An 18,629-nucleotide genomic window follows, 5' to 3' on the forward strand; every position below is an offset into this window, starting at 1 on the left:
TGCCTTGCGGTTGGAAGTCCCATGGGGCAGCGGAAGCGCGATCTAGGGTTACGCGCCCCCCATGTAAATAGCGTTTGGCGGATAGGAGACGGTGTGTGACGATTTTGCGACAACCGACGCGGGCAGGGGTTCGGGACGCCGCGGAAAAGATCGCCCGCATCCTCCCGCCGACGCCGTTGTTCATCAGTGAAATCAAGGGCGTACCGGTCGCTTTCAAGGCTGAGTCGTTGCAACCAATCGGCGCGTTCAAGATTCGTGGCGCGTGGCATCGGCTCACCGCATTGGACGAGGCGACGCGACAAAAAGGGGTCGTCGCATTCTCCTCGGGCAATCACGCGCAGGGTGTGGCGTGGGCGGCGAAACGCCTCGGCATCGCGGCGACGATCGTGATGCCGTCGGACGCACCGCGCCTGAAGCGCGAATCGACGTTAGCGTTGGGCGCGGAGGTGGTGACCTACGACCGCGCGACCGAAAGCCGCGAGACGATTGCCGCAGGGCTGGCGGAGGCTCGCGGCGCAACGCTGGTGCCGAGCTTCGACGACCCGTGGATCATCGAGGGGCAGGGGAGCACAGGCATCGAGGCAGCCGCACAGATGGCGGCATTGGGGATGGGCGTGCCAAGCCGCGTCGTCATCCCCTGCGGTGGCGGCGGCTTGTCGGCAGGCATCGCGCTGGCCTTGAAGGACAGCGCGATCACCGTCGTCGAGCCTGAGGGCTGGGACGACATGCGCCGCTCCCTTGAGGCGTCCTGGATCGAACCGGTCGGCCCCAACCCGCCGCCGACCGCCTGCGATTCGCTCCAGACCTTGCGCGTATCCCCACTGACCTTTGACGTCCTCTCCCGCCGCGACGCGACCGGCGTAGCGGTCAGCGAGTCGGAGATCGCAGCGGCACAGCGCTGGGCGGCGGAAAAACTGCGGCTGGTGATCGAACCCGGCGGCGCGGTCGGGTTGGCGGCGGTGCTCGCCGGCAAGGTAAAACCCGAACCCGGCCTGCTCGTCATCCTGTCCGGCGGCAACGTCGACATCGCCGCTTATGCCAAGGCGATGGCAGCATGAACGCCGCACTGACCTCAATCGCCTCGGCCGCGCCTGCAATAGCAATGCTGGGCATGTTCGCGTGCCTGATCGGCGGCATCGCGCTGATCGTGAAGAAGCGCGATACGAAAAAGGGCGTGCTGATGCTGGTAATGGCCGCAGTCCTGCTAGCCAACGTAGCGATCTGGACGCTGTAACTCCCTCGCCCCTGCGGGGAGAGGGAAGGGGCCCGCCGCACTTGCGGTGGGAAGGGAGAGGGGAGTTGGGGAGAGCGTATCGATCCCCAACTCCCCCTCATCCGACGCTGGCGCGCCACCTTCTCCCCGAGGGGAGAAGGACAGAATCACCTAATCGGCGAGTTCGGGTCCAACCGCATGTCGAGATACTTGTCCACGCTCCCCATCAACTCCGGCATCTCATGCTCGAAGAAGTGGTTAGCCTTCGGGATCGTATCGTGATGGATCGTGATATGCTTCTGCGTCCGCAGCTTATCCACCAGCTTCTGCGTGGCGCCCGGCGTCGCGACCTCGTCGGCCTCGCCCTGAATGATGATCCCGCTCGACGGGCAGGGCGCGAGGAAGGTGAAGTCGTACAAATTCGCCGGCGGTGCGACCGAGATGAACCCGCGGATCTCCGGCCGGCGCATCAGCAGCTGCATACCGATCCACGCGCCGAAGCTGACGCCCGCGATCCAGGTCGTCTGCGCCTCGGGGTGGAAGCTCTGCACCCAATCGAGCGCGCTCGCCGCATCGCTCAGCTCGCCGACGCCGTTGTCGAACACGCCCTGGCTCTTGCCAACGCCGCGGAAGTTGAACCGCAAAGTCGCGAAGCCACGCCGCTGGAAGGTCTTGTAGAGCTGCTGCACGATCGCGTTGTTCATCGTGCCGCCGGCCGACGGATGCGGGTGCAGGATCATCGCGACGGGTGCACGCGGACGTGGGCCCGGCGCAAAACGACCTTCGAGACGGCCTTCGGGACCGGGAAAAATGACTTCTGGCATAGGCACTCGCGAGCTGGGATACGCACTCGGGTGGAGTGCCGGATTATCGACGCTATATAAGGTCCGCGCCCCTTTTCGCAATTGGAACCGACCCTGCCTGCTCACGCACCCCGCATCTATCTCGATCACGCCGCCACCACGCCGATGCGCCCCGAGGCGATCGCGGCGGTGATGGAGGGCATGGCGCGCTGGGCAAACCCGTCCTCGCCTCATGCCGAGGGCCGCGCGGTACGGGCTGCGCTGGAGGGCGCGCGGAAGCGGATCGCGCAGGCGCTGGACTGGTCGCATCACGTGATCCTGACCAGCGGCGCGAGCGAGTCCGCGGCGTTGGCGCTACGTGGGCGCCCCGGCGTCGCGGTGGCGGCGGTCGAGCATGATGCGGTCCTCCGCGCGGCCGAACAGCCGGTGATGCTGGAGGTCGACGCAGGCGGTATCATCATGAACGGGGAGGGCGCGCCGACGATCGCGCTGCAGTCCTCGAACAGCGAAACCGGCGTCCTCCAGTATCGCCCCACCGGCGTCTGGATAGCCGACTGCTCCCAGACCGCCGGCAAGCTCCCGCTGCCCAAAGCGGACATGATCATCGTCTCCGCGCACAAGCTCGGCGGCCCCCCCGGCATCGGCGCGCTGCTGGTCCGCGATCTCGGCCTGCTCGACCCGACCGGCGGGCAAGAGCGCGGGTATCGCGGCGGCACCGAGAACCTGCCCGGCGCACTGGGCTTCGCCGCCGCGCTCGAAGCGCCCCGCGACTGGTTCGCTGACATGCCAGCCCTCCGTGCCACGCTGGACGAGGCAATTCTCGCAGGCGGCGGCGAGATCGTTGCGCAAAACTCCCCCCGCATCCCCACGATCGCCTCCTACCGCATGCCCGGCGTCAGTTCCGCCGCCCAACTGATCCGCCTCGATATGGCCGGGTTCGCCGTATCGGCCGGCAGTGCGTGCTCGTCGGGCAGCATGCGCCCCAGCCACGTCCTTGCCGCTATGGGATATTCACCCGAAGTCGCTGCCGAAGTCGTCCGCGTCAGCTTCGGCTGGACCACGACACCCGAAGACGTCGCGAAGTTCGCCGAAGCCTGGACGCGGATCGCCCAGGACATAAAGCGCCCTGGGAGACTGGGGGCATGACGTACCTCGACTACCAGGCGACCACCCCGCTCGCGCCCGAAGCGCTCGCCGCGATGCTCCCGTGGCTCGAATCACAGCACGCCAACCCGCATTCCCCCCACCGCGAAGGTCGCCGCGCCAAAGCCGCCGTCGAAGTCGCCCGCGACCAGGTCGCCGCGCTGCTCCCCCCCGGTGGGCGCGTCGCGTTCACCAGCGGCGCGACCGAAGCACTAAATTGGGCGATCAAGGGCACGACCAGCCCGATCGTCACGCTCGCCACCGAACACGCCGCCGTCCTCGACACGGTCGCAGCCGAAGCGGCGAGGGGGCGCCAAGTCACGATCCTCCCGGTCAACCCAGACGGCGTGGTCGACCTTGACCAAGCCCGCGCCGTAATCCAGCCCGGCACCAGGCTCGTCGTGTCGATGCTCGTGAACAACGAGATCGGCGTCATCCAGCCGATCGCCGCGCTCGCCGAGATCGCCCACACAGCCGGCGCGCTGATGCTCCGCGACGCAGTGCAAGGCTATGGCCGCGTTGCGATCCCCGAGACCGTCGACCTCATCGCCATCTCCGCGCACAAGATCCACGGCCCCAAGGGTATCGGCGCACTCTGGATCCGCGACGGCATCGACCTAGCGCCACTGATGCACGGCGGCGGGCAGGAAGCCCCCGGCCGCTCGGGCACGCTGTCACCCGCACTCTGCGCGGGCTTCGGCGTCGCCGCACAACTCATGGCGGATCGCAAGGACCAGGACGCCGCGCACATCGACCGCCTCTGGTCGCTCGCGCTCGACCGCCTTGGCCCCGGCTGGACAATCAACGGCTCGACCGAACACCGCTACCACGGCAACCTCAACGTCCGCCGCGCAAACCTCGACGTGAACCGGCTTATGTCCGACCTTCGCGACATCGCCTTCTCCGCCGGGTCCGCCTGCGCGAGCGGATCTGGCCGCTCCAGCCACGTCCTCCGCGCGATCGGCCTCACCGAAGCACAGGCGCGGTCCAGCATCCGCCTCGGCTTCGGCCGCTACACCACCGAAACCGAACTCCGCGACGCGGTCGATGCGATCGTCGTCGCAGCCGAGGCGCAATGGCCATGATCGTCCGCTTCATCGCCCGCGACGGCACCGCAACGACGACCGCCGCAACCCCCGGCGACCGCCTGCTGGACGCCGCACAGGCGCATAACCAGCCGCTCGAAGGCACCTGCGAAGGCCAGCTCGCCTGCGCGACCTGCCACGTGATCATTGACCCCACCGACTTCGCCCGCCTGCCGCCAGCGAGCGAGGACGAGGAGGACATGCTCGATCTCGCGCACAACGCAACGCGCACCAGTCGTCTCGCCTGCCAGATCCGCCTGACCGAAGCGCTCGACGGCTTGACCGTCCGCATCCCGGAATAAACGACAGCAAAGCTTACAGGAAGACAACGGCCGGTTCATGGAACGTGCACGGCCGGGAGCGGATTATCCCCTCATCGCCTCAATGTACGAGGTCTTGAGAGGAGTACCGGACATGAAGATCATCGCAATGTTCGCCGCCGGCGCGCTGGCCGCCGGGACGCTGTTCGCCTCGGGCCCCGCCGATGCGCAACGCCACGGCTGGGACGGCCCCCGCCACGGTGGTGGCTGGCACGGCGACCGCGGCTGGCATGGCAATCGCGGCTGGCATGGTGACCGCGGCTGGCGCGGCAGGCATCGTGGCTATCGTGGCTATGGCGGCGGGTATCGTGGCGACTACGGCTATCGTGGCGGCGGCTACGGCTATCGCGGACCTCGCGGATACGGCCGCTCGCGCGTCGTCTGCCGGATAGAGCGTGGCTATTACGGCCCGGTTCGTCGCTGCTTCCGCCGCTAGTACGGAACCGTAACGAACCCCTTTAGTTTGATAACATAGGTTGCCGGGGTCGGGAGGCCCCGCACCTAAAAGGAGAGTATCATGAAGTTGTTCACCATCGCCGCCGCCGGTCTCGTCGCACTCACCGGCCTCGCCCCCGTCGGCATCGCGGCTGAAGCCTCGGCGCAGCGTACCGTTGTCCATGAGCGCACCGTCGTTCGCCACGACGATCGCCGTCCCGGTTATCGCCGCCACGTCGTCCGCACGCGCCAGGTCTGCCGCAACGTCTATCGCAACCATCATCGCCAGCGCGTCTGCCGCACGGTCCGCTACAACCGCTGAGCCCGGGCGGTAAACCCGCTCCAAGCTAAAGCGGCTTGATCATCCCGCCCGACCCCGCCATATGCGCCGCGGGAGTCGGGCGGACGTGGTCGTCGCCAACTTGGTCAGATCCGGAAGGAAGCAGCCACAACGACTCAGCTACGGGTCGTCCCGGCTCCCACCGCGAACATGTCGTTCCGACATGTTCGCGCGGCCAGCGGCGTAAAGCGCCGACTGACGATGCGGCTAAGCCGCAGCGCACTTCTAAACTTCTCAGCTAACCAGTCACCCAAGCGCAACCGGGTCAAAACCACGCCCGATGTTCCCGCAACGTTCCAAACCATTATCCTACGCCGCGGCGTTGTGGCATAAGCCGCCCATGACCGGCACTGCCCACATCACAGGTTCCGACAAGCCACTCGCCAGCCTCCGGGTACGTCGAAGTGCAGACCCTTCCCAGCGTGTGAACTTTGTGAACTTCCGACCCCTTCGACAGCACGCGCAGCACCCGCTATGACGACCGCAATGTCAGATTCCTTCGACCTGGGCGAACCCCCGCAGCCGGCTAAAACGGATGCCCCCGCCTACCGTGTGCTCGCGCGCAAATACCGGCCGCAGACCTTTTCCGAGCTGATCGGGCAGGACGCGATGGTCCAGACGCTCGGCAACGCGATCAAGCGCGACCGGCTCGCGCACGCCTTCCTGATGACCGGTGTCCGCGGTGTCGGGAAAACGTCGACCGCGCGGTTAATCGCGAAGGCGCTCAACTGCATCGGCCCCGACGGCGACGGTGGCCCGACGATCGACCCCTGCGGCGTCTGCGAACCCTGCCGCGCGATCGCCGAGGGCCGCCATATCGACGTGATCGAGATGGACGCCGCCAGCCACACCGGCGTCGACGACGTCCGCGAGATCATCGACGCGTCGCGCTATTCGGCGGTCACCGCGCGCTTCAAGATCTACATCATCGACGAAGTCCACATGCTGTCGAAGAACGCGTTCAACGCGCTGCTGAAGACGCTGGAGGAGCCACCTCCCCATGTGAAATTCCTGTTCGCGACCACTGAAGTGAACAAGGTCCCAGTGACGGTTCTCTCGCGTTGCCAACGATTCGACCTCCGCCGCATCTCCGCCGAACAGCTTTCGAAGCATTTCGCGTGGGTTTCCGAGCAAGAGGGCGTGGTGGCGGACTCCGAAGCGCTGATGCTGATCGCACGCGCCGCGGAAGGCTCGGCGCGCGACGGCCTGTCGATCCTCGACCAGGCGATCGCGCATGCTGGGCTGGAAGGCGGCGGCGTGACGGCGGATGCGGTCCGCCAAATGCTAGGCCTGTCCGACCGCGGCGCGGTGCGCGATCTGCTCACGCTGATCCTCGCCGGCGACGGGGCAGCGGCGCTCGCCTCGATGCGCCGCCAATATGATTACGGCGTCGACCCGCTGTCGGTGCTCCGCTCGCTGCTCGAAACCGTCCACGGCATCACGCTGACCAAGGTCGGCACGCCCGCCGACGCTGCGCAGCCGATGGAAGAGCGTGCGGCACGCGAGGAATGGGCGGCATCGCTCGGCTTCCCCGCGCTGCACCGCCTGTGGCAGCTGTTCCTCAAGGGCCATGACGAGGTCGCCAAGGCCGCGCTCCCGATCGAGGCCGCGGAAATGGCGCTGCTGCGGGCGATCTACGCCTCGACGCTGCCCGACCCCGGCGAGCTTGCCCGCCAGATCGCCAGCGGTGCGACACCTGCGGCTGCACCAACGGCGCCGCCGCCACCTACACCTCCGTCCGGCGAAGCGCCGCCCTGGAATGCTGGATCCGCTGCGAAGGCGCCCGAACCCGTCGCAACCGGCCCGATCCTGCCGCCGACGTTCGAAGCGCTGGTCGATCTGCTCGATGAATCAGGTGGCCTCGCGATCGCCGCACGCCTTCGTCACGGTGCGCGCATCGTAAGCTATGCACCGCCCGAATTCGTCCTCAGCGGCAGCCGCCCGGTGTCGGCCGACACGCTCGCCGAACTCAACACGCTGTTGAAGACAGTGACGCGAACCGCCTGGAAGGTCTCGATCGTCGACGCGCCCGGCCAGCCGACGCTGCGCGAGGCGCAGGACGCCGCCGACGCCGCGGTGCGCCAGGCTATTCTCGAATCCCCCATCATGAAGGCCGCGGTGGCAGCGTTTCCCGACGCCCAGCTAGAATCGTGGCCCGGCCAAAGGAGCAACGCATGAAGAATATCGATGAAATCCTCGCGATGGCGCAGAACGTCCAGAGCGAGATGGAAAAGGCGCAGGCCAATCTCGACACGATCGAGGTCGAGGGCGCGTCGGGCGGCGGTCTCGTCAAGGTAAAGGCGTCCGCCAAGGGCCGCATCATTAACATCGCGATCGACGATTCGCTGATGCAGGTCAGCGAGAAGCAGATGCTCGAAGATCTGCTGACGGCGGCGTTCAACGACGCACGCGCCAAGGCGGATGCGGTCTCGGGTAGCGAGATGTCGAAGATGACGAGTGGTCTGCAGCTTCCGCCGGGCTTCAAGCTTCCGTTCTGAACCAAATCGGGTTCGTTTCGGCGCGGGAACAATCGTTCTTCGGCCGGCGTTGCGCTCTCCAGTAATCAGGGAGAGTCGCAATGGCCGAAGAACGTATCGTCGAAACCCCGACCACCCACACCACCGTTATCGAGCGCCGCAGCGGCGGTGGCGGCACGCTGATCGCCGTCGTGCTGCTAATCGCGGTACTGATCGGTGGGTTCTACCTGTTCAGCCGCCAAGGCGCGCAGAACAGCAAGGATGCCGCGATCACGTCAGCGGCGAAGAGCGTCGGCAGTGCAGCCGACAAGGCCGGCGGCGCAGTCGAGAAGTCGACGCAGTAAACCGGAATGTTTCCCCGCGAAGGCGGGGACCGAGACTGGGCTTCCGCCTTCGCGGGAGAACAAGGGAGTGGGAAGGGCAGTTGCAACACCCGATCTGTCAGGCCAGAACAAGTCCGGGGTGACGGAATGGGTCAGGATCGCAGGCAACTGTCCAACCCATCGTTCCGAACTACAGAAACCCGCCGCGACAGCGTATTCCCATGCTTCCGCACGAAACCATGAGGATCGATCGCAGCCCGCTTCTTGGGCAATGGCAAGACGGCGGCAATCCGCCCCGCCTCGGTCGGCGAAAGCCGCGAAGCGTCGTGATTGAAATACCGGATCGCCCCGGCGTTCGCGCCGTACGTCCCGATCCCGGTCTCGGCGATGTTGAGATACACCTCCATGATCCGCCGCTTCCCCCACAGCGTCTCGATCAGCACGGTGAAATACGCCTCGAACGCCTTCCGCACATACCCGCCCCCCTGGAACAGGAACGCGTTCTTCGCGGTCTGCTGGCTGATTGTCGAGCCGCCGCGGATCCGCCCGCCCTGCGCATTGCGCGCCGCAGCCCCCGCCATGGCCTTGAAATCGAAGCCGTGATGCGAACAGAACCGCGAGTCCTCGCCAGCGATCGCCGCGCGCGCCATGTCCGGGTCCATCTCCGATAGCGGCATCCAGTCCTTGGTCACACCGTGCCCGTTGATGACATCGCCCATCATCGTCCAGGTGAACGGCACCGGCACGAAGCGATAGATGCCGACCCACGCGACCGTGATCAGGACGAAGGCGAAGACGATCTTGGCGGCGATGCGGATAAGGCCCATCGCCGCTCCTTATGCGATCGGCGCGGCCTCGCCAATGACCGCTCGGGCGGCGCTCACGCCGGTTTCGTACGCGCCGTGGGCTGTGGAGAAGTCGAACGCGTGGCACGCTTCGCCCGCGAAGTGGATGCGGCCATCAACCGATGCGGCGAGGACGGCGCGTTGTCCGGCCCGACCGATCCGCGCGTGACTATAGCTTCCGCCGATATAAGGCTCGTGGCGCCAGCGGGTTGCGGCCAGCGGCGTGAAGCGCTTGCGCCAATCGCTGCCGAGCAACCCGACCAGTTCGTCGATCGCGAACTGCGCAGCGTCGCCGTCCTCCAGCATTTCCGCACAGTCGCCGCCGAAGAAGCTTTCGACGATCGGCCAGCCGAACGGCGACAGGCGGTGGCTCGCCGTGCAGGCGCTGTACGGATTGCCTACCAAGTGCGCGTTGGTCGGCCATTCGGGGCGGTCGACGTGGAGGAACACCTTGTCCGCAAGGCCGAGCGGAAGGTCCGCGGCGGCGGCGTGCTTGTCGGGGAGCGGTGGGTCGAAGACGATCTGCGACTTGGCGAGGACGGTAGTGGGGACGCAGACGATCACGTGGTCCGCCTCGATCGTTCCAGCCGGGGTGTCGAGTTGAAGACGACGACCGCTGCGGTCGATGCGCGTTACCGGGGTCGAGAGGCGGATGTTCAGGCCAGCGGCACGGCTGGCGACGAGTGTTCCGTAGCCTTCCTTCACCGTCCAGTTGTCGTCGGTAGCAGCCTCTTCGTATGCGGCCCAGTCGTGGAGCGACACTTGGGTAAGGTTTGCACCGTTTGCGTAGCCGGAGATAGCGTCGATCTTCGGGCGCCATTTGTCGTTGGGGGCGATGAAGTCGGACAGCGGGCGGTCGGGGCCTTCAAGGGCGGCTAGGGCGCGCTCGTTCCAATCTTGGTAAGCTGTGGCAGAGGCTGACTGGTCTTCGGGTGGGAAGCCGAGGTCCCGCCACTGGGTGCGCCAATTTGCGTCGGAGCGGTCGACGGTGAATCCTGTCGTCTCGGCAATTTCGGTCCACGGGTTGCGCTGGGCAGAGTGTAACCAGCCGCAACCGGCGTCTACATGTTCCCCCGGGAAGGCGGGGGTCCAAGCTGGGCCCCCGCCTTCGCGGGGGAACAAGGAGGCGAGGGGCAAGCTGTGGGCTCGGCCACCTAGGCGGTCGCTGGCTTCGACCAGCAGGACCTCTTGCCCCGCATCATGCAGCGTCCGCGCCGCAGCGATACCGGCCACACCGCCGCCGATGACGACGGCGCGCGCCATGTTACGCAGCCAGCAGGCGCTTTTCGCCGGCAATCCGCATCATCGCCTTTTGCAGCTTCTCGAACGCGCGCACCTCGATCTGCCGCACGCGCTCGCGCGACACGCCGTAGACCTGCGACAATTCCTCAAGCGTCTTGGGATCATCCGTCAGGCGACGCTCGGTCAGGATATGCTGCTCGCGCTCGTTGAGGTCGTCCATCGCCGACACCAGCATCGAGTGGCGAACGTCAGCCTCCTGCGCATCGGCAACGATCTTGTCCTGCAGCGGCGCGTCGTCCTGCAGCCAATCCTGCCACTGGCCTTCGCCGTCTTCGCGCATCGGCACGTTGAGCGACGTGTCGCCACCCATCGCCATGCGGCGGTTCATGCTGACGACGTCGGTCTCGGCGACACCCAGGTCGGTGGCGATCTTGGTGACGTGCTCAGGACGCAGATCGCCATCCTCGAACGCATCGAGACGGCTCTTCATCCGGCGCAGGTTGAAGAACAGCTTCTTCTGCGCGGCGGTGGTGCCCATCTTCACGAGGCTCCACGAGCGCAGGATGTATTCCTGGATCGAGGCACGGATCCACCACATCGCATAGGTCGCGAGACGGAAGCCGCGCTCGGGCTCGAACTTCTTCACGCCTTGCATCAAGCCGATATTGCCCTCGGAGATCAGCTCCGACGTCGGCAGGCCATAGCCACGATAGCCCATCGCGATCTTCGCCACGAGGCGGAGATGCGAGGTCACCAGCTGCGCCGCAGCTTCGGTATCGCCATGTTCCTGGAAACGCTTGGCGAGCATGTATTCCTGCTCGGGTTTCAGGAGCGGAAATTTTTTGATCTCGGCAAGATAACGATTGAGACCCGCCTCGCTGCCGAGCGCAGGTATCGTCGCTGGAACGTTGGAGCGGGCTGCCATGGTCGTAATCCCTTTCTGATGACCCCGATTGCCGCAATGCGGCATGGGCTCGATTATCTATACGTGAAGCTGGGTGAACAGTTCCTGCATGTCTGCGGGCATTTCGCTTTCGAACGCCAAAGCGATGCTTTTCACCGGATGGATGAACCCCAGATGCGCCGCGTGCAAGGCCTGCCGGCGGAAACCAAGCGTTTCGAGCAGCGACTTCTGAGCTTGCTTTGTTCTACCATAGACCGGGTCGCCGAGCAATGCATGGCCGATCGAGGCCATATGCACACGCACCTGATGCGTACGCCCAGTGTCCAGCCGGCACTCGATCAGCGCCGCATCGCGCAGCGTCTCGATCGTCGAGAAATGCGTCACCGCGCGTTTGCCGCCCTCGACGATTGCGATCTTCTTCCGGTTCCGCGGACTCCGAGCGAGCGGTGCGTTGACCGTGCCGCTCGGGGGTCGGGGAATACCGCCGACGATTGCCTTGTAGCGGCGGTCGATACTGTGGTCGTGGAACTGCTTGGCAAGCCCTTCGTGCGCGCGATCGGTTTTCGCGGCGATCATTAGCCCCGACGTGTCCTTGTCGATGCGGTGGACGATGCCCGGTCGCGCGACGCCGCCAATGCCCGACAGATTGCCGGCGCAGTGATGGAGCAGCGCATTAACGAGCGTGCCGTCAAAGTTCCCCGCGGCAGGATGGACGACGAGACCGGCGGGCTTGTCAATCACGATCAGGTCGTCGTCCTCGTACGCGACGACGAGCGGGATATCCTGCGCTTCGTTGTGCAGCGGGGTGGGCGGCGGAATCGTGACGGCGAACACTTGCCCCGTAGCGGCCTTCTTCGCCGAATCACGCCATTCGCGACCATTGAGGGTAACCTGACCGGCCGCGATCAGCGCCTTCAGCCGTTCACGCGACATGTCGGGCAGCACTTCGGCGAGCGCACGATCAAGCCTCCAGCCATCCGTGGCCGGCGTGATCGATGCTTCGACGATGGAAACCCCCCGGTCCATGTCCTACCGATGTGGCGATGAGCGTGACGATTTCAAGCGAATTGCTGCGGCGACTGGTCGCAGAGGCGGCTGCGTCGCCGGATGCGGAGGTCTGCGGGCTGCTGTTCGGGGCGGAGGGGCGGATCGAGATGGCGGAGGCGTGCGCTAACGTGGCATTAAACCCCGCGCGAGCGTTCGAGATCGATCCGACTGCTTTGTTTGCCGCGCATCGGCACGCGCGATCGGGCGGGATGGCCGTTATTGGGCATTATCACTCGCATCCAACTGGCTCGCCCGTTCCGTCTCCGCGCGATGCGGCTCAGGCCATGGGGGATGGAGCGGTCTGGGTCATCCTTGGCACTGGCGGCGCTCGGGCGTGGCGATCGGTCGAGGTTGGTGCGTTCGTCGAGGAGGTGATCGAGCAGATCGACGATATCGCCACCCCGGCATAGGCCAGAGAGGATCATCTTTACCGCGCGCCGCACTGTATGGATCTGCTTCGAACCACACTTGCGCGCCGTTCGCGCCACCGCCAGAAGACGCACTGTAATTAGGGGATTTTCATGACGGTCAGCCCGGTCGATTTCGCGAGCCTGCTCTGTTCGCGCCTGTGTCACGACCTGCTGTCGCCGGTGGGTGCGCTCAACAACGGGCTCGAACTGCTTGCCGATGAGACCGATCCGGCGATGCGCGAGCGCGTCATGGAACTGCTCGCGGACAGCGCGCGCGCATCCGCCAGCAAGCTGAAGTTCTTCCGTTTGGCGTTCGGTGCGGCGGGCGGGTTCGGCGAGCTGGTCGACACGCACGAGGCGCGCACTGCGATCGGAGGTCTGGTTGCCGAAAACAAGCGGATCACTTTCGTCTGGGCGGTCGAGACGCCGGCGATGCCGAAGTCCGCGGTGAAGGTGCTGCTCAACCTCGCCCTGATCGCGACCGAATCGCTCGTGCGCGGCGGCACGATGGAGGTCGGCGGCGAGGAGAATGACGGCCAGCTCGAGATCGTCGTCAAGATCGAGGGCGGTCGGATCGTTCTCGATCCCGAGATTCGCCGTACCCTGGTCGAGGGCGAAGGCGTGCACGACGTCACCCCGCGCGCGGCGGCGGCGTACATGATCAACACGCTGGTCAAGGATGCCGGCGGTACGGTGATCGTCTCCGAACCGGCAGACGGGATCATGATTTTCGGCGCGGTGTTCAATGCGCGATAGGGCGCGGTCTTTTACGATCCTTCCCCGCAAGGGGAGGATCGTAAAGGGGGACGTACCCTCAGAACTAACGCACCCTTAACCTCCACCATGCATGACAGGCCCTCGAACGCGGGGCCGGCATGGACGATCTGTTACAGGAATTCATTGCCGAGACGCGCGAAACGCTGGAGGCGATCTCCGGCGAGATCGTTGCATGGGAACTCGCCCCTGCCGATGGCGCCCGTCTCGATGCGATCTTCCGCTTCGTCCACACCGTCAAGGGAAGCTGCGGATTCCTCGATCTACCTCGGCTTGCGCGGCTGAGCCACGCGGCCGAGGACGTCTTGGCCGCCGTTCGCGACGGCAATCGGACGCCCGACACCGCGCTCGTGAACGCGGTACTCGGCATCGTCGACCGGATCGCGCAGATCGTCGATGCGATCGATGCGGGCGCGACGCTGGACGATTCGGACGAACATGCGTTGATCGCTGCGCTTGCCCCTAACGCGCAGCCCACCGCGCCCGCTGCCGCCGCGCCGGTCGGTCGTAGCGCAAGTCGCAGCGTCCGTTTGAACGTCGACCTGCTCGATCACATGATGAGCGGCATGTCCGACATGGTACTCGCGCGCAACGAGCTTGCCCGACAGCTGCGCGACGGCGACGTTGATCCGAAGGTAGAGGCCGCGCTGGAACGCCTGTCGCTGACGGTTGCCGATATGCGCGACACCGTCACCCGGACTCGCATGCAGAAGGTCGACGCGCTGTTCTCCGCGCTGCCGCGGATGGTGCGCGATACCAGCGCGGAGCTGTGCAAGGCGGTCAACCTCGTCATCGAGGGCGCGGACGTCGAGCTCGACCGCGAGATGATCGAGCTGATGCGCGATCCGCTCGTCCACATCATCCGCAATTGTATCGATCACGGGATCGAGACGCCGATGGCCCGCCGCGCGGCGGGCAAGCCGGAGACGGGTCGACTGGTCGTCTCGGCGCGCCAGTCGGGCAACCAGATCCTGATCGAGGTAAGCGACGACGGGCAGGGCATCGACGTCGCGCGGATCGTCGCGAAGGCTGCCGAGAAGAAATTGCATACGCCGACCGAACTGGCGGCGATGAGCGAAACGTCGCGGCTTCAATTGATCTTCGCGCCGGGTCTGTCGAGCCGCGACACGGTGACTGCAACCTCGGGCCGCGGCGTTGGCATGGACGTCGTACGCGCCAATATCGAGCAGATCGGCGGCCGGGTCGTGCTGGTCAATACGCCCGGGCGTGGCCTCCGGATCATCATCAACGTGCCGCTGACACTGTCGATCCTGTCGACCATTATCGTCGGCGTCGGCACGCAACGATTCGCGCTTCCGCGACAGGCGATCGAAGAGATCGTCATGGTACGCGGCGATCAGGTGCGGCTCGACATGATCGGCGACGCGGCAACCGCGACAGTGCGCGGCAAGCGAATGCCGCTTGTCTCGCTCGGGGACCTATTCAAACTTACTAAGGACGCGCCGCCAACGCTGGTCATCGTGTCGACGCGGGAGGGCGATTACGCGCTCGGCGTCGATACCGTGCTCGATACCGAGGAACTGGTCGTGAAACCCGCGTCGCCTGCGGTGATGGCGACCGGCGTCTATGCGGGCATGACGCTGCCCGACAACGGATTGCCGATGCTGCTGCTCGACGCGTCGGGCATCGCGGCGGTTGCAGGACTTCGATTCGCGCCAGTCGCAGCCGCGGACGCAGTGACCCTCGAAGAGGTCGTGCCAGGTGTTCCGGCACTGCTGTTCGACGATCTCGATGGCCAGCGTCGCGCAATCGCCCTCGCCGTTATCGATCGTGTCGAGCCGGTGTCGACCGAAGCGATCCGTTGGTCTGCGGGCGCGATGCGGTTGTCGGTCGGCGACGCGATCATTCCTCTGTACGCGGTCGGCGATTTCGCCTCGCGGCGCGAAGTTGCGGTACTGCGCCTGACCGACGGCGAAAGCGAAATGGCGTATGCGATCGCGGAGGCAATCGAGATCGTCGAATTGCCCGTGGAGATCGCACCTACGCGTGGGTCAGGACCGATCGCGGGCGTCGTGCTGATCGCCGGCGAGCAGGTCGAGCTGATCGATCCGCATGCGCTCTTCTCCGGCCAGCCGGTCATGATCGCGTCGCCGCCGGTATGCCTGTTGCAGGTCGACGGTTCCGGCTGGATGGAGACGTTTCTCAAACCCGCGCTGGAGGCGTCCGGCTATCGCTGCGTCACGTCGCTCGCCAGGGGGGAGACCGCGGCTGTGGCGCTGGCGATGGAGGATGCGCCACCGTGTGAAGCGCTAGCGCCGGTGGTGACCTTGCGGCGATCCAAAAGCGCGGACGGGGACGATGATGCGAGCATCTATCGATACGACCGGCCCGCGTTGATCGCAGCGCTGGCGGCGCGGAGGACAATATGACCGATCTGTTTCTCGTGGCGCATATCGCCGGTCGCGGTGTCGCGATCGCCGCCGTGCAGGTCGATTCGGTCGTCGACATCGGGGAGATCGTCGCCGTCCCTCGTGCGGATGCGGTCGTCCGCGGGCTGGCGGCACTGCGCAGCCGGGTGGTGACAGTGATCGATACCGGCATTGCCCTCGGCCTGTCCCGCACGCCCGATACCATGCGGCGCGCTGTGATCACCGTGGCCGAGGGGCATCATTACGCGATCCTAGTCGATTCGGTTGAGGATGTCGCACCGTTCACACGACTGCCGCTGTCGCCGGGACTTGCCCTGCACGGTGGCTGGGCGGCTGTCGGCTGCGGCCTCGTCGAGCGCGACGGTGAGCCTCTCCTGATTCTGGATATCGCCGCGGTCGTACCGGCGCCCGGTTTGGCAGCCTGATATTTCTTTAGCTTAACCCGGTGCTTACGCTTTGTCGGCTAGACCGGCTCCACGATTTCCCCTGGAAGGCTTTCCATGAAGACCTGTCTCGTCGTCGATGATTCAAAGGTGATCCGCAAAGTCGCGCGTCACATTCTCGAGACACTCGACTTTACCGTCACCGAAGCGTGCGATGGTCGCGAGGCGTTGGCCTCCTGCATGGCGTCGATCCCCGACGTGATCCTGCTCGACTGGAACATGCCCGTGATGAGCGGGATGGATTTCCTCCGCGCGCTGCGCGAGGCAGACGTGCCGCGCCGCCCCAAGGTCGTGTTCTGCACCACGGAGAACGGCATGGCGTATATTCGTGCGGCGATCGAGGCGGGCGCTGACGAATATGTGATGAAGCCGTTCGACCGCGATACGCTGGAATCGAAGCTCCAGATCGTCGGCATGGCCTGATCCAGGCCTGGCCGTGACGACCCGGACCCACTCTGCCGAGCGGCATGCGGACCGCGACGGGCTCGACTCAGCCCGGGTCTTGATCGTCGATGATTCGGTGGTCGTCCGTGCGGTGATCGCCAGGCTGATCGATGCGAGCGACCGGTTCTCGGTCGTCGGCGCGGTCGGCAACGTCGCTGCGGCCTTGGCATTCCTGGATCGCGCGACGGTCGACTTCATCCTGCTCGATATCGAGATGCCGGGGATCGACGGGCTCAGCGCGTTGCCCGACCTGATCGCGGCAGGGCAGGGCGCGAAGGTCCTGATCGTCTCTTCCAGCGCGGACGAGGGCGGCGCGACCGCGGTCCGCGCGATGGCGCTTGGCGCAGCTGAGACGCTGACCAAGCCGTCGACGAGTGCCCTGTCGACGCGGTTCGGTTTGGCTCTGGTTAACAAGCTTGAGATGCTGTGCGAGTATCCGGCGCAAATGCCGCCTGCGCTGGTCGTGCGCTCGCCCGTCTTACCGACGCTGCCCGCGGACAAGCCGTTGCCGATCCGCCCGGTCTCGACCAGTGACGACTATGACGTCGTTGCGATCGGTGCCTCGACCGGCGGCATCCATGCGTTGAGCCAGATGTTCGGTGAGATGCCCGCGGGGTTCCGCCTGCCGATCGTCATCACTCAGCATCTGCCCGCGTCGTTCATGCCGTATTTCGCCGCACAGATCGCAGTGCTTGCCGGGCGCCCATGCGAGGTCGCGGTCGATCGAATGCGGATCCGGCCGGGCCGGATCATCATCGCACCCGGCGACGCGCATCTCAAGGCCGTGAGACTGTCCGAAGGCGGCGCGGCTTTTCGCTTGACGCGCGAGGCCGTGCTTAGCGGGTGCATGCCGTCGGTCGACCCGATGCTGGCCTCGCTCGCCGACGTCTATGGCCCGCGTCTGCTCGCGGTCGTGCTCAGCGGCATGGGGCGTGACGGTGCGGACGGGGCACGCCGGGTCCACGACAGCGGCGGGTGCGTCGTCGTGCAGGATCAGCAAAGCTCGGTGGTGTGGGGCATGCCGGGCGCGATCGCCGCCTCGGGTATCGCCGACGCCGTGCTGGCCCCTGACGCGATCGGCCGCCTTGCAGCGACGCGACGCCGACCATGACGTCGCGCGCCGCTCCCGCACCCGCCGCGTCGCAGGCCACGATCAACGTCCTCACCGCGTTGCTTGAGGCACGTACCGGTCAACAGATCGCCGCGTATCGCTCATGGCGGCTCGACACCGCGCTGAAACCCCTGCTGCGCGCGCGCAAGCTCGATACGCTCGATCAGTTGGTGACCCAGTTGCTGCAGGGAAGCGACCGTTCGATCGGCGACTCCATCGTCGATGCCCTCGTCAACCAGGAGACCTCGTTCTTTCGCGACGCGCCGGTGTTCGAGATGCTCTCCGAGGCGGTTGCCGACGCCGAGCGTGACGGCCGGCGCGCGCGGATCTGGTGCGCAGGCTGTTCGACCGGTCAGGAGCCGCTTTCGCTCGCGATGCAGTTCGCCGAACGGCGCGAGACGGGTGGCGTCCCCATGCCCGAGATCGTCGCCACCGACGTATCCGATGCCGCCGTCGCCCGCGCGCGATCCGGTCGCTTCTCGCAGTTCGAGATCCAGCGCGGGCTGCCGGTGCGTCGGATGATTCGCTGGTTCGACACGACCGGCAGCGACTGGGTGGCGAAGCCCGACCTGCTCGGCATGGTCGCGTTCCGCCGGATGAACCTGGTATCCGACCCAGCGCCGCCCGGACGGTTCGACGTCGTCCTGTGCCGCAACGTGCTGCTGTACCTGTCCACCGACACCAAGGCCGAGGTGTTCCCGAAGATCGCCAAGGCGATGAAGCCGGGCGGCGTGCTGGTGATGGGGGCGGGCGAAACCGTGATCGGCCAGACAAGCGCCTTCGCGCCGAGCAAGCGGTTCCGCGGCTTCTACGAAATGCCCGCGCAGCGGTGATCGTCCACCTCCCGAGCGGCTGGCCGTCGTGACTTGCCGGCGATCCC

General features: G+C 65.9%; 21 protein-coding genes, 1 other RNA gene and 1 pseudogene. 18 read left to right on the forward strand and 5 right to left on the reverse strand.

Features of this window, described 5'->3' with window-relative positions; all coding sequences use genetic code 11:
* The first annotated feature begins 95 nt into the window (after positions 1-95).
* Together C8J42_RS05010 and C8J42_RS05015 are read left to right on the forward strand one after the other, a co-directional pair.
* Positions 96-1,058: a threonine/serine dehydratase gene (locus C8J42_RS05010; protein WP_133019092.1), complete on the forward strand. Its 963-nt coding sequence runs from the start codon at positions 96-98 to the stop codon at positions 1,056-1,058.
* A complete protein-coding gene (locus tag C8J42_RS05015) occupies positions 1,055-1,234 on the forward strand; it encodes a hypothetical protein (protein WP_133019093.1) in 180 nt (59 codons plus the stop codon). The genes C8J42_RS05010 and C8J42_RS05015 overlap by 4 nt, the downstream gene beginning before the upstream one ends.
* 146 nt (positions 1,235-1,380) lie before the next feature.
* Here C8J42_RS05015 and C8J42_RS05020 read toward each other — a convergent pair.
* Positions 1,381-2,268: pseudogene (locus tag C8J42_RS05020) on the reverse strand (alpha/beta hydrolase); the annotation flags it as partial.
* On the opposite strand from C8J42_RS05020, the gene C8J42_RS05025 reads away from it, so the two are divergent.
* From C8J42_RS05025 to C8J42_RS05065, 9 genes are all read left to right on the forward strand, one after another.
* Positions 2,152-3,162, forward strand: a complete 1,011-nt coding sequence (locus C8J42_RS05025) for an aminotransferase class V-fold PLP-dependent enzyme (protein ID WP_279388718.1) — start codon at positions 2,152-2,154, stop codon at positions 3,160-3,162. The pseudogene C8J42_RS05020 and the gene C8J42_RS05025 sit on opposite strands and share 117 nt — an antisense overlap.
* Positions 3,159-4,244, forward strand: a complete 1,086-nt coding sequence (locus tag C8J42_RS05030; protein ID WP_133019094.1) for a cysteine desulfurase family protein — start codon at positions 3,159-3,161, stop codon at positions 4,242-4,244. Before C8J42_RS05025 ends, C8J42_RS05030 begins: the two co-directional genes overlap by 4 nt.
* A complete protein-coding gene (locus C8J42_RS05035) occupies positions 4,241-4,546 on the forward strand; it encodes a 2Fe-2S iron-sulfur cluster-binding protein (protein WP_133019095.1) in 306 nt (101 codons plus the stop codon). The genes C8J42_RS05030 and C8J42_RS05035 overlap by 4 nt, the downstream gene beginning before the upstream one ends.
* 112 nt (positions 4,547-4,658) lie before the next feature.
* Complete coding sequence (locus C8J42_RS05040) at positions 4,659-5,000, forward strand: hypothetical protein (RefSeq protein ID WP_207897062.1); 342 nt, start codon at positions 4,659-4,661, stop codon at positions 4,998-5,000.
* 81 nt (positions 5,001-5,081) lie between these two features.
* The gene (locus C8J42_RS05045; protein WP_107955172.1) at positions 5,082-5,321 is read left to right on the forward strand and encodes a hypothetical protein; all 240 of its coding nucleotides are present in this window, start codon (positions 5,082-5,084) and stop codon (positions 5,319-5,321) included.
* Between the two features lie 68 nt (positions 5,322-5,389).
* Positions 5,390-5,485, forward strand: an RNA gene (gene ffs, locus C8J42_RS05050) — signal recognition particle sRNA small type.
* Positions 5,486-5,825: 340 nt separating this feature from the next.
* On the forward strand, positions 5,826-7,517 hold the full coding sequence (locus tag C8J42_RS05055; RefSeq protein WP_133019096.1) for a DNA polymerase III subunit gamma/tau: 1,692 nt from the start codon (positions 5,826-5,828) through the stop codon (positions 7,515-7,517).
* A complete protein-coding gene (locus C8J42_RS05060; protein WP_133019097.1) occupies positions 7,514-7,837 on the forward strand; it encodes a YbaB/EbfC family nucleoid-associated protein in 324 nt (107 codons plus the stop codon). Before C8J42_RS05055 ends, C8J42_RS05060 begins: the two co-directional genes overlap by 4 nt.
* Positions 7,838-7,917: 80 nt before the next feature.
* Positions 7,918-8,160, forward strand: a complete 243-nt coding sequence (locus tag C8J42_RS05065; RefSeq protein WP_056063016.1) for a hypothetical protein — start codon at positions 7,918-7,920, stop codon at positions 8,158-8,160.
* A gap of 131 nt (positions 8,161-8,291) precedes the next feature.
* Here the strand turns inward: C8J42_RS05065 and mtgA are convergent, their stop codons facing one another.
* From mtgA to C8J42_RS05085, 4 genes are read right to left on the reverse strand one after another with little or no spacing between them, the layout of a single operon-like run.
* Entirely contained in the window at positions 8,292-8,966 is a 675-nt protein-coding gene (gene mtgA / locus C8J42_RS05070; RefSeq protein ID WP_056063018.1) for a monofunctional biosynthetic peptidoglycan transglycosylase, read from the reverse strand.
* A gap of 9 nt (positions 8,967-8,975) precedes the next feature.
* Positions 8,976-10,247 carry an NAD(P)/FAD-dependent oxidoreductase gene (locus C8J42_RS05075; RefSeq protein ID WP_133019098.1) on the reverse strand — a complete coding sequence of 424 codons (1,272 nt, stop codon included), beginning with the start codon at positions 10,245-10,247 and terminating at the stop codon, positions 8,976-8,978.
* Between the two features lies 1 nt (position 10,248).
* Positions 10,249-11,151 carry an RNA polymerase sigma factor RpoH gene (gene rpoH, locus C8J42_RS05080; protein ID WP_056048373.1) on the reverse strand — a complete coding sequence of 301 codons (903 nt, stop codon included), beginning with the start codon at positions 11,149-11,151 and terminating at the stop codon, positions 10,249-10,251.
* A 57-nt stretch (positions 11,152-11,208) separates the two neighbouring features.
* Entirely contained in the window at positions 11,209-12,156 is a 948-nt protein-coding gene (locus tag C8J42_RS05085; RefSeq protein WP_133019099.1) for an RluA family pseudouridine synthase, read from the reverse strand.
* A gap of 17 nt (positions 12,157-12,173) precedes the next feature.
* Between C8J42_RS05085 and C8J42_RS05090 the strand changes: the two genes are divergently transcribed.
* The 7 genes from C8J42_RS05090 (at position 12,174) to C8J42_RS05120 (ending at position 18,582) form a co-directional block, all read left to right on the forward strand.
* Positions 12,174-12,587 (forward strand): M67 family metallopeptidase, encoded by a 414-nt coding sequence (locus tag C8J42_RS05090; RefSeq protein WP_120299648.1) that lies wholly within the window; start codon positions 12,174-12,176, stop codon positions 12,585-12,587.
* 111 nt (positions 12,588-12,698) lie between these two features.
* Complete coding sequence (locus tag C8J42_RS05095; RefSeq protein ID WP_133019100.1) at positions 12,699-13,343, forward strand: histidine phosphotransferase family protein; 645 nt, start codon at positions 12,699-12,701, stop codon at positions 13,341-13,343.
* Between the two features lie 119 nt (positions 13,344-13,462).
* Entirely contained in the window at positions 13,463-15,751 is a 2,289-nt protein-coding gene (locus C8J42_RS05100; RefSeq protein ID WP_133019101.1) for a chemotaxis protein CheW, read from the forward strand.
* Entirely contained in the window at positions 15,748-16,176 is a 429-nt protein-coding gene (locus C8J42_RS05105; protein WP_133019102.1) for a chemotaxis protein CheW, read from the forward strand. Before C8J42_RS05100 ends, C8J42_RS05105 begins: the two co-directional genes overlap by 4 nt.
* Positions 16,177-16,251: 75 nt before the next feature.
* Positions 16,252-16,617 (forward strand): response regulator, encoded by a 366-nt coding sequence (locus tag C8J42_RS05110; protein WP_055878033.1) that lies wholly within the window; start codon positions 16,252-16,254, stop codon positions 16,615-16,617.
* 13 nt (positions 16,618-16,630) lie between these two features.
* Positions 16,631-17,749, forward strand: a complete 1,119-nt coding sequence (locus C8J42_RS05115; RefSeq protein WP_243644089.1) for a chemotaxis protein CheB — start codon at positions 16,631-16,633, stop codon at positions 17,747-17,749.
* Positions 17,746-18,582 (forward strand): protein-glutamate O-methyltransferase CheR, encoded by an 837-nt coding sequence (locus tag C8J42_RS05120; protein WP_133019103.1) that lies wholly within the window; start codon positions 17,746-17,748, stop codon positions 18,580-18,582. Before C8J42_RS05115 ends, C8J42_RS05120 begins: the two co-directional genes overlap by 4 nt.
* The last annotated feature ends 47 nt before the right edge of the window (positions 18,583-18,629 follow it).

Origin of the sequence: Sphingomonas sp. PP-CE-1A-559, assembly GCF_004340965.1 — a bacterium.
Lineage (GTDB): Bacteria > Pseudomonadota > Alphaproteobacteria > Sphingomonadales > Sphingomonadaceae > Sphingomonas.

Excerpts from the sequence above, each read along its gene's own strand:
- C8J42_RS05015 (WP_133019093.1), top strand. The coding sequence starts at position 1,055 with ATGAACGCCGCACTGACCTCAATCGCCTCGGCCGCGCCTGCAATAGCA.
- C8J42_RS05030 (WP_133019094.1), top strand. The coding sequence starts at position 3,159 with ATGACGTACCTCGACTACCAGGCGACCACCCCGCTCGCGCCCGAAGCG.
- C8J42_RS05035 (WP_133019095.1), top strand. The coding sequence starts at position 4,241 with ATGATCGTCCGCTTCATCGCCCGCGACGGCACCGCAACGACGACCGCC.
- C8J42_RS05040 (WP_207897062.1), top strand. The coding sequence starts at position 4,659 with ATGAAGATCATCGCAATGTTCGCCGCCGGCGCGCTGGCCGCCGGGACG.
- C8J42_RS05045 (WP_107955172.1), top strand. The coding sequence starts at position 5,082 with ATGAAGTTGTTCACCATCGCCGCCGCCGGTCTCGTCGCACTCACCGGC.
- C8J42_RS05055 (WP_133019096.1), top strand. The coding sequence starts at position 5,826 with ATGTCAGATTCCTTCGACCTGGGCGAACCCCCGCAGCCGGCTAAAACG.
- C8J42_RS05060 (WP_133019097.1), top strand. The coding sequence starts at position 7,514 with ATGAAGAATATCGATGAAATCCTCGCGATGGCGCAGAACGTCCAGAGC.
- C8J42_RS05065 (WP_056063016.1), top strand. The coding sequence starts at position 7,918 with ATGGCCGAAGAACGTATCGTCGAAACCCCGACCACCCACACCACCGTT.
- mtgA (WP_056063018.1), bottom strand. The coding sequence starts at position 8,966 with ATGGGCCTTATCCGCATCGCCGCCAAGATCGTCTTCGCCTTCGTCCTG.
- C8J42_RS05075 (WP_133019098.1), bottom strand. The coding sequence starts at position 10,247 with ATGGCGCGCGCCGTCGTCATCGGCGGCGGTGTGGCCGGTATCGCTGCG.
- rpoH (WP_056048373.1), bottom strand. The coding sequence starts at position 11,151 with ATGGCAGCCCGCTCCAACGTTCCAGCGACGATACCTGCGCTCGGCAGC.
- C8J42_RS05085 (WP_133019099.1), bottom strand. The coding sequence starts at position 12,156 with ATGGACCGGGGGGTTTCCATCGTCGAAGCATCGATCACGCCGGCCACG.
- C8J42_RS05090 (WP_120299648.1), top strand. The coding sequence starts at position 12,174 with ATGAGCGTGACGATTTCAAGCGAATTGCTGCGGCGACTGGTCGCAGAG.
- C8J42_RS05095 (WP_133019100.1), top strand. The coding sequence starts at position 12,699 with ATGACGGTCAGCCCGGTCGATTTCGCGAGCCTGCTCTGTTCGCGCCTG.
- C8J42_RS05100 (WP_133019101.1), top strand. The coding sequence starts at position 13,463 with ATGGACGATCTGTTACAGGAATTCATTGCCGAGACGCGCGAAACGCTG.
- C8J42_RS05105 (WP_133019102.1), top strand. The coding sequence starts at position 15,748 with ATGACCGATCTGTTTCTCGTGGCGCATATCGCCGGTCGCGGTGTCGCG.
- C8J42_RS05110 (WP_055878033.1), top strand. The coding sequence starts at position 16,252 with ATGAAGACCTGTCTCGTCGTCGATGATTCAAAGGTGATCCGCAAAGTC.
- C8J42_RS05120 (WP_133019103.1), top strand. The coding sequence starts at position 17,746 with ATGACGTCGCGCGCCGCTCCCGCACCCGCCGCGTCGCAGGCCACGATC.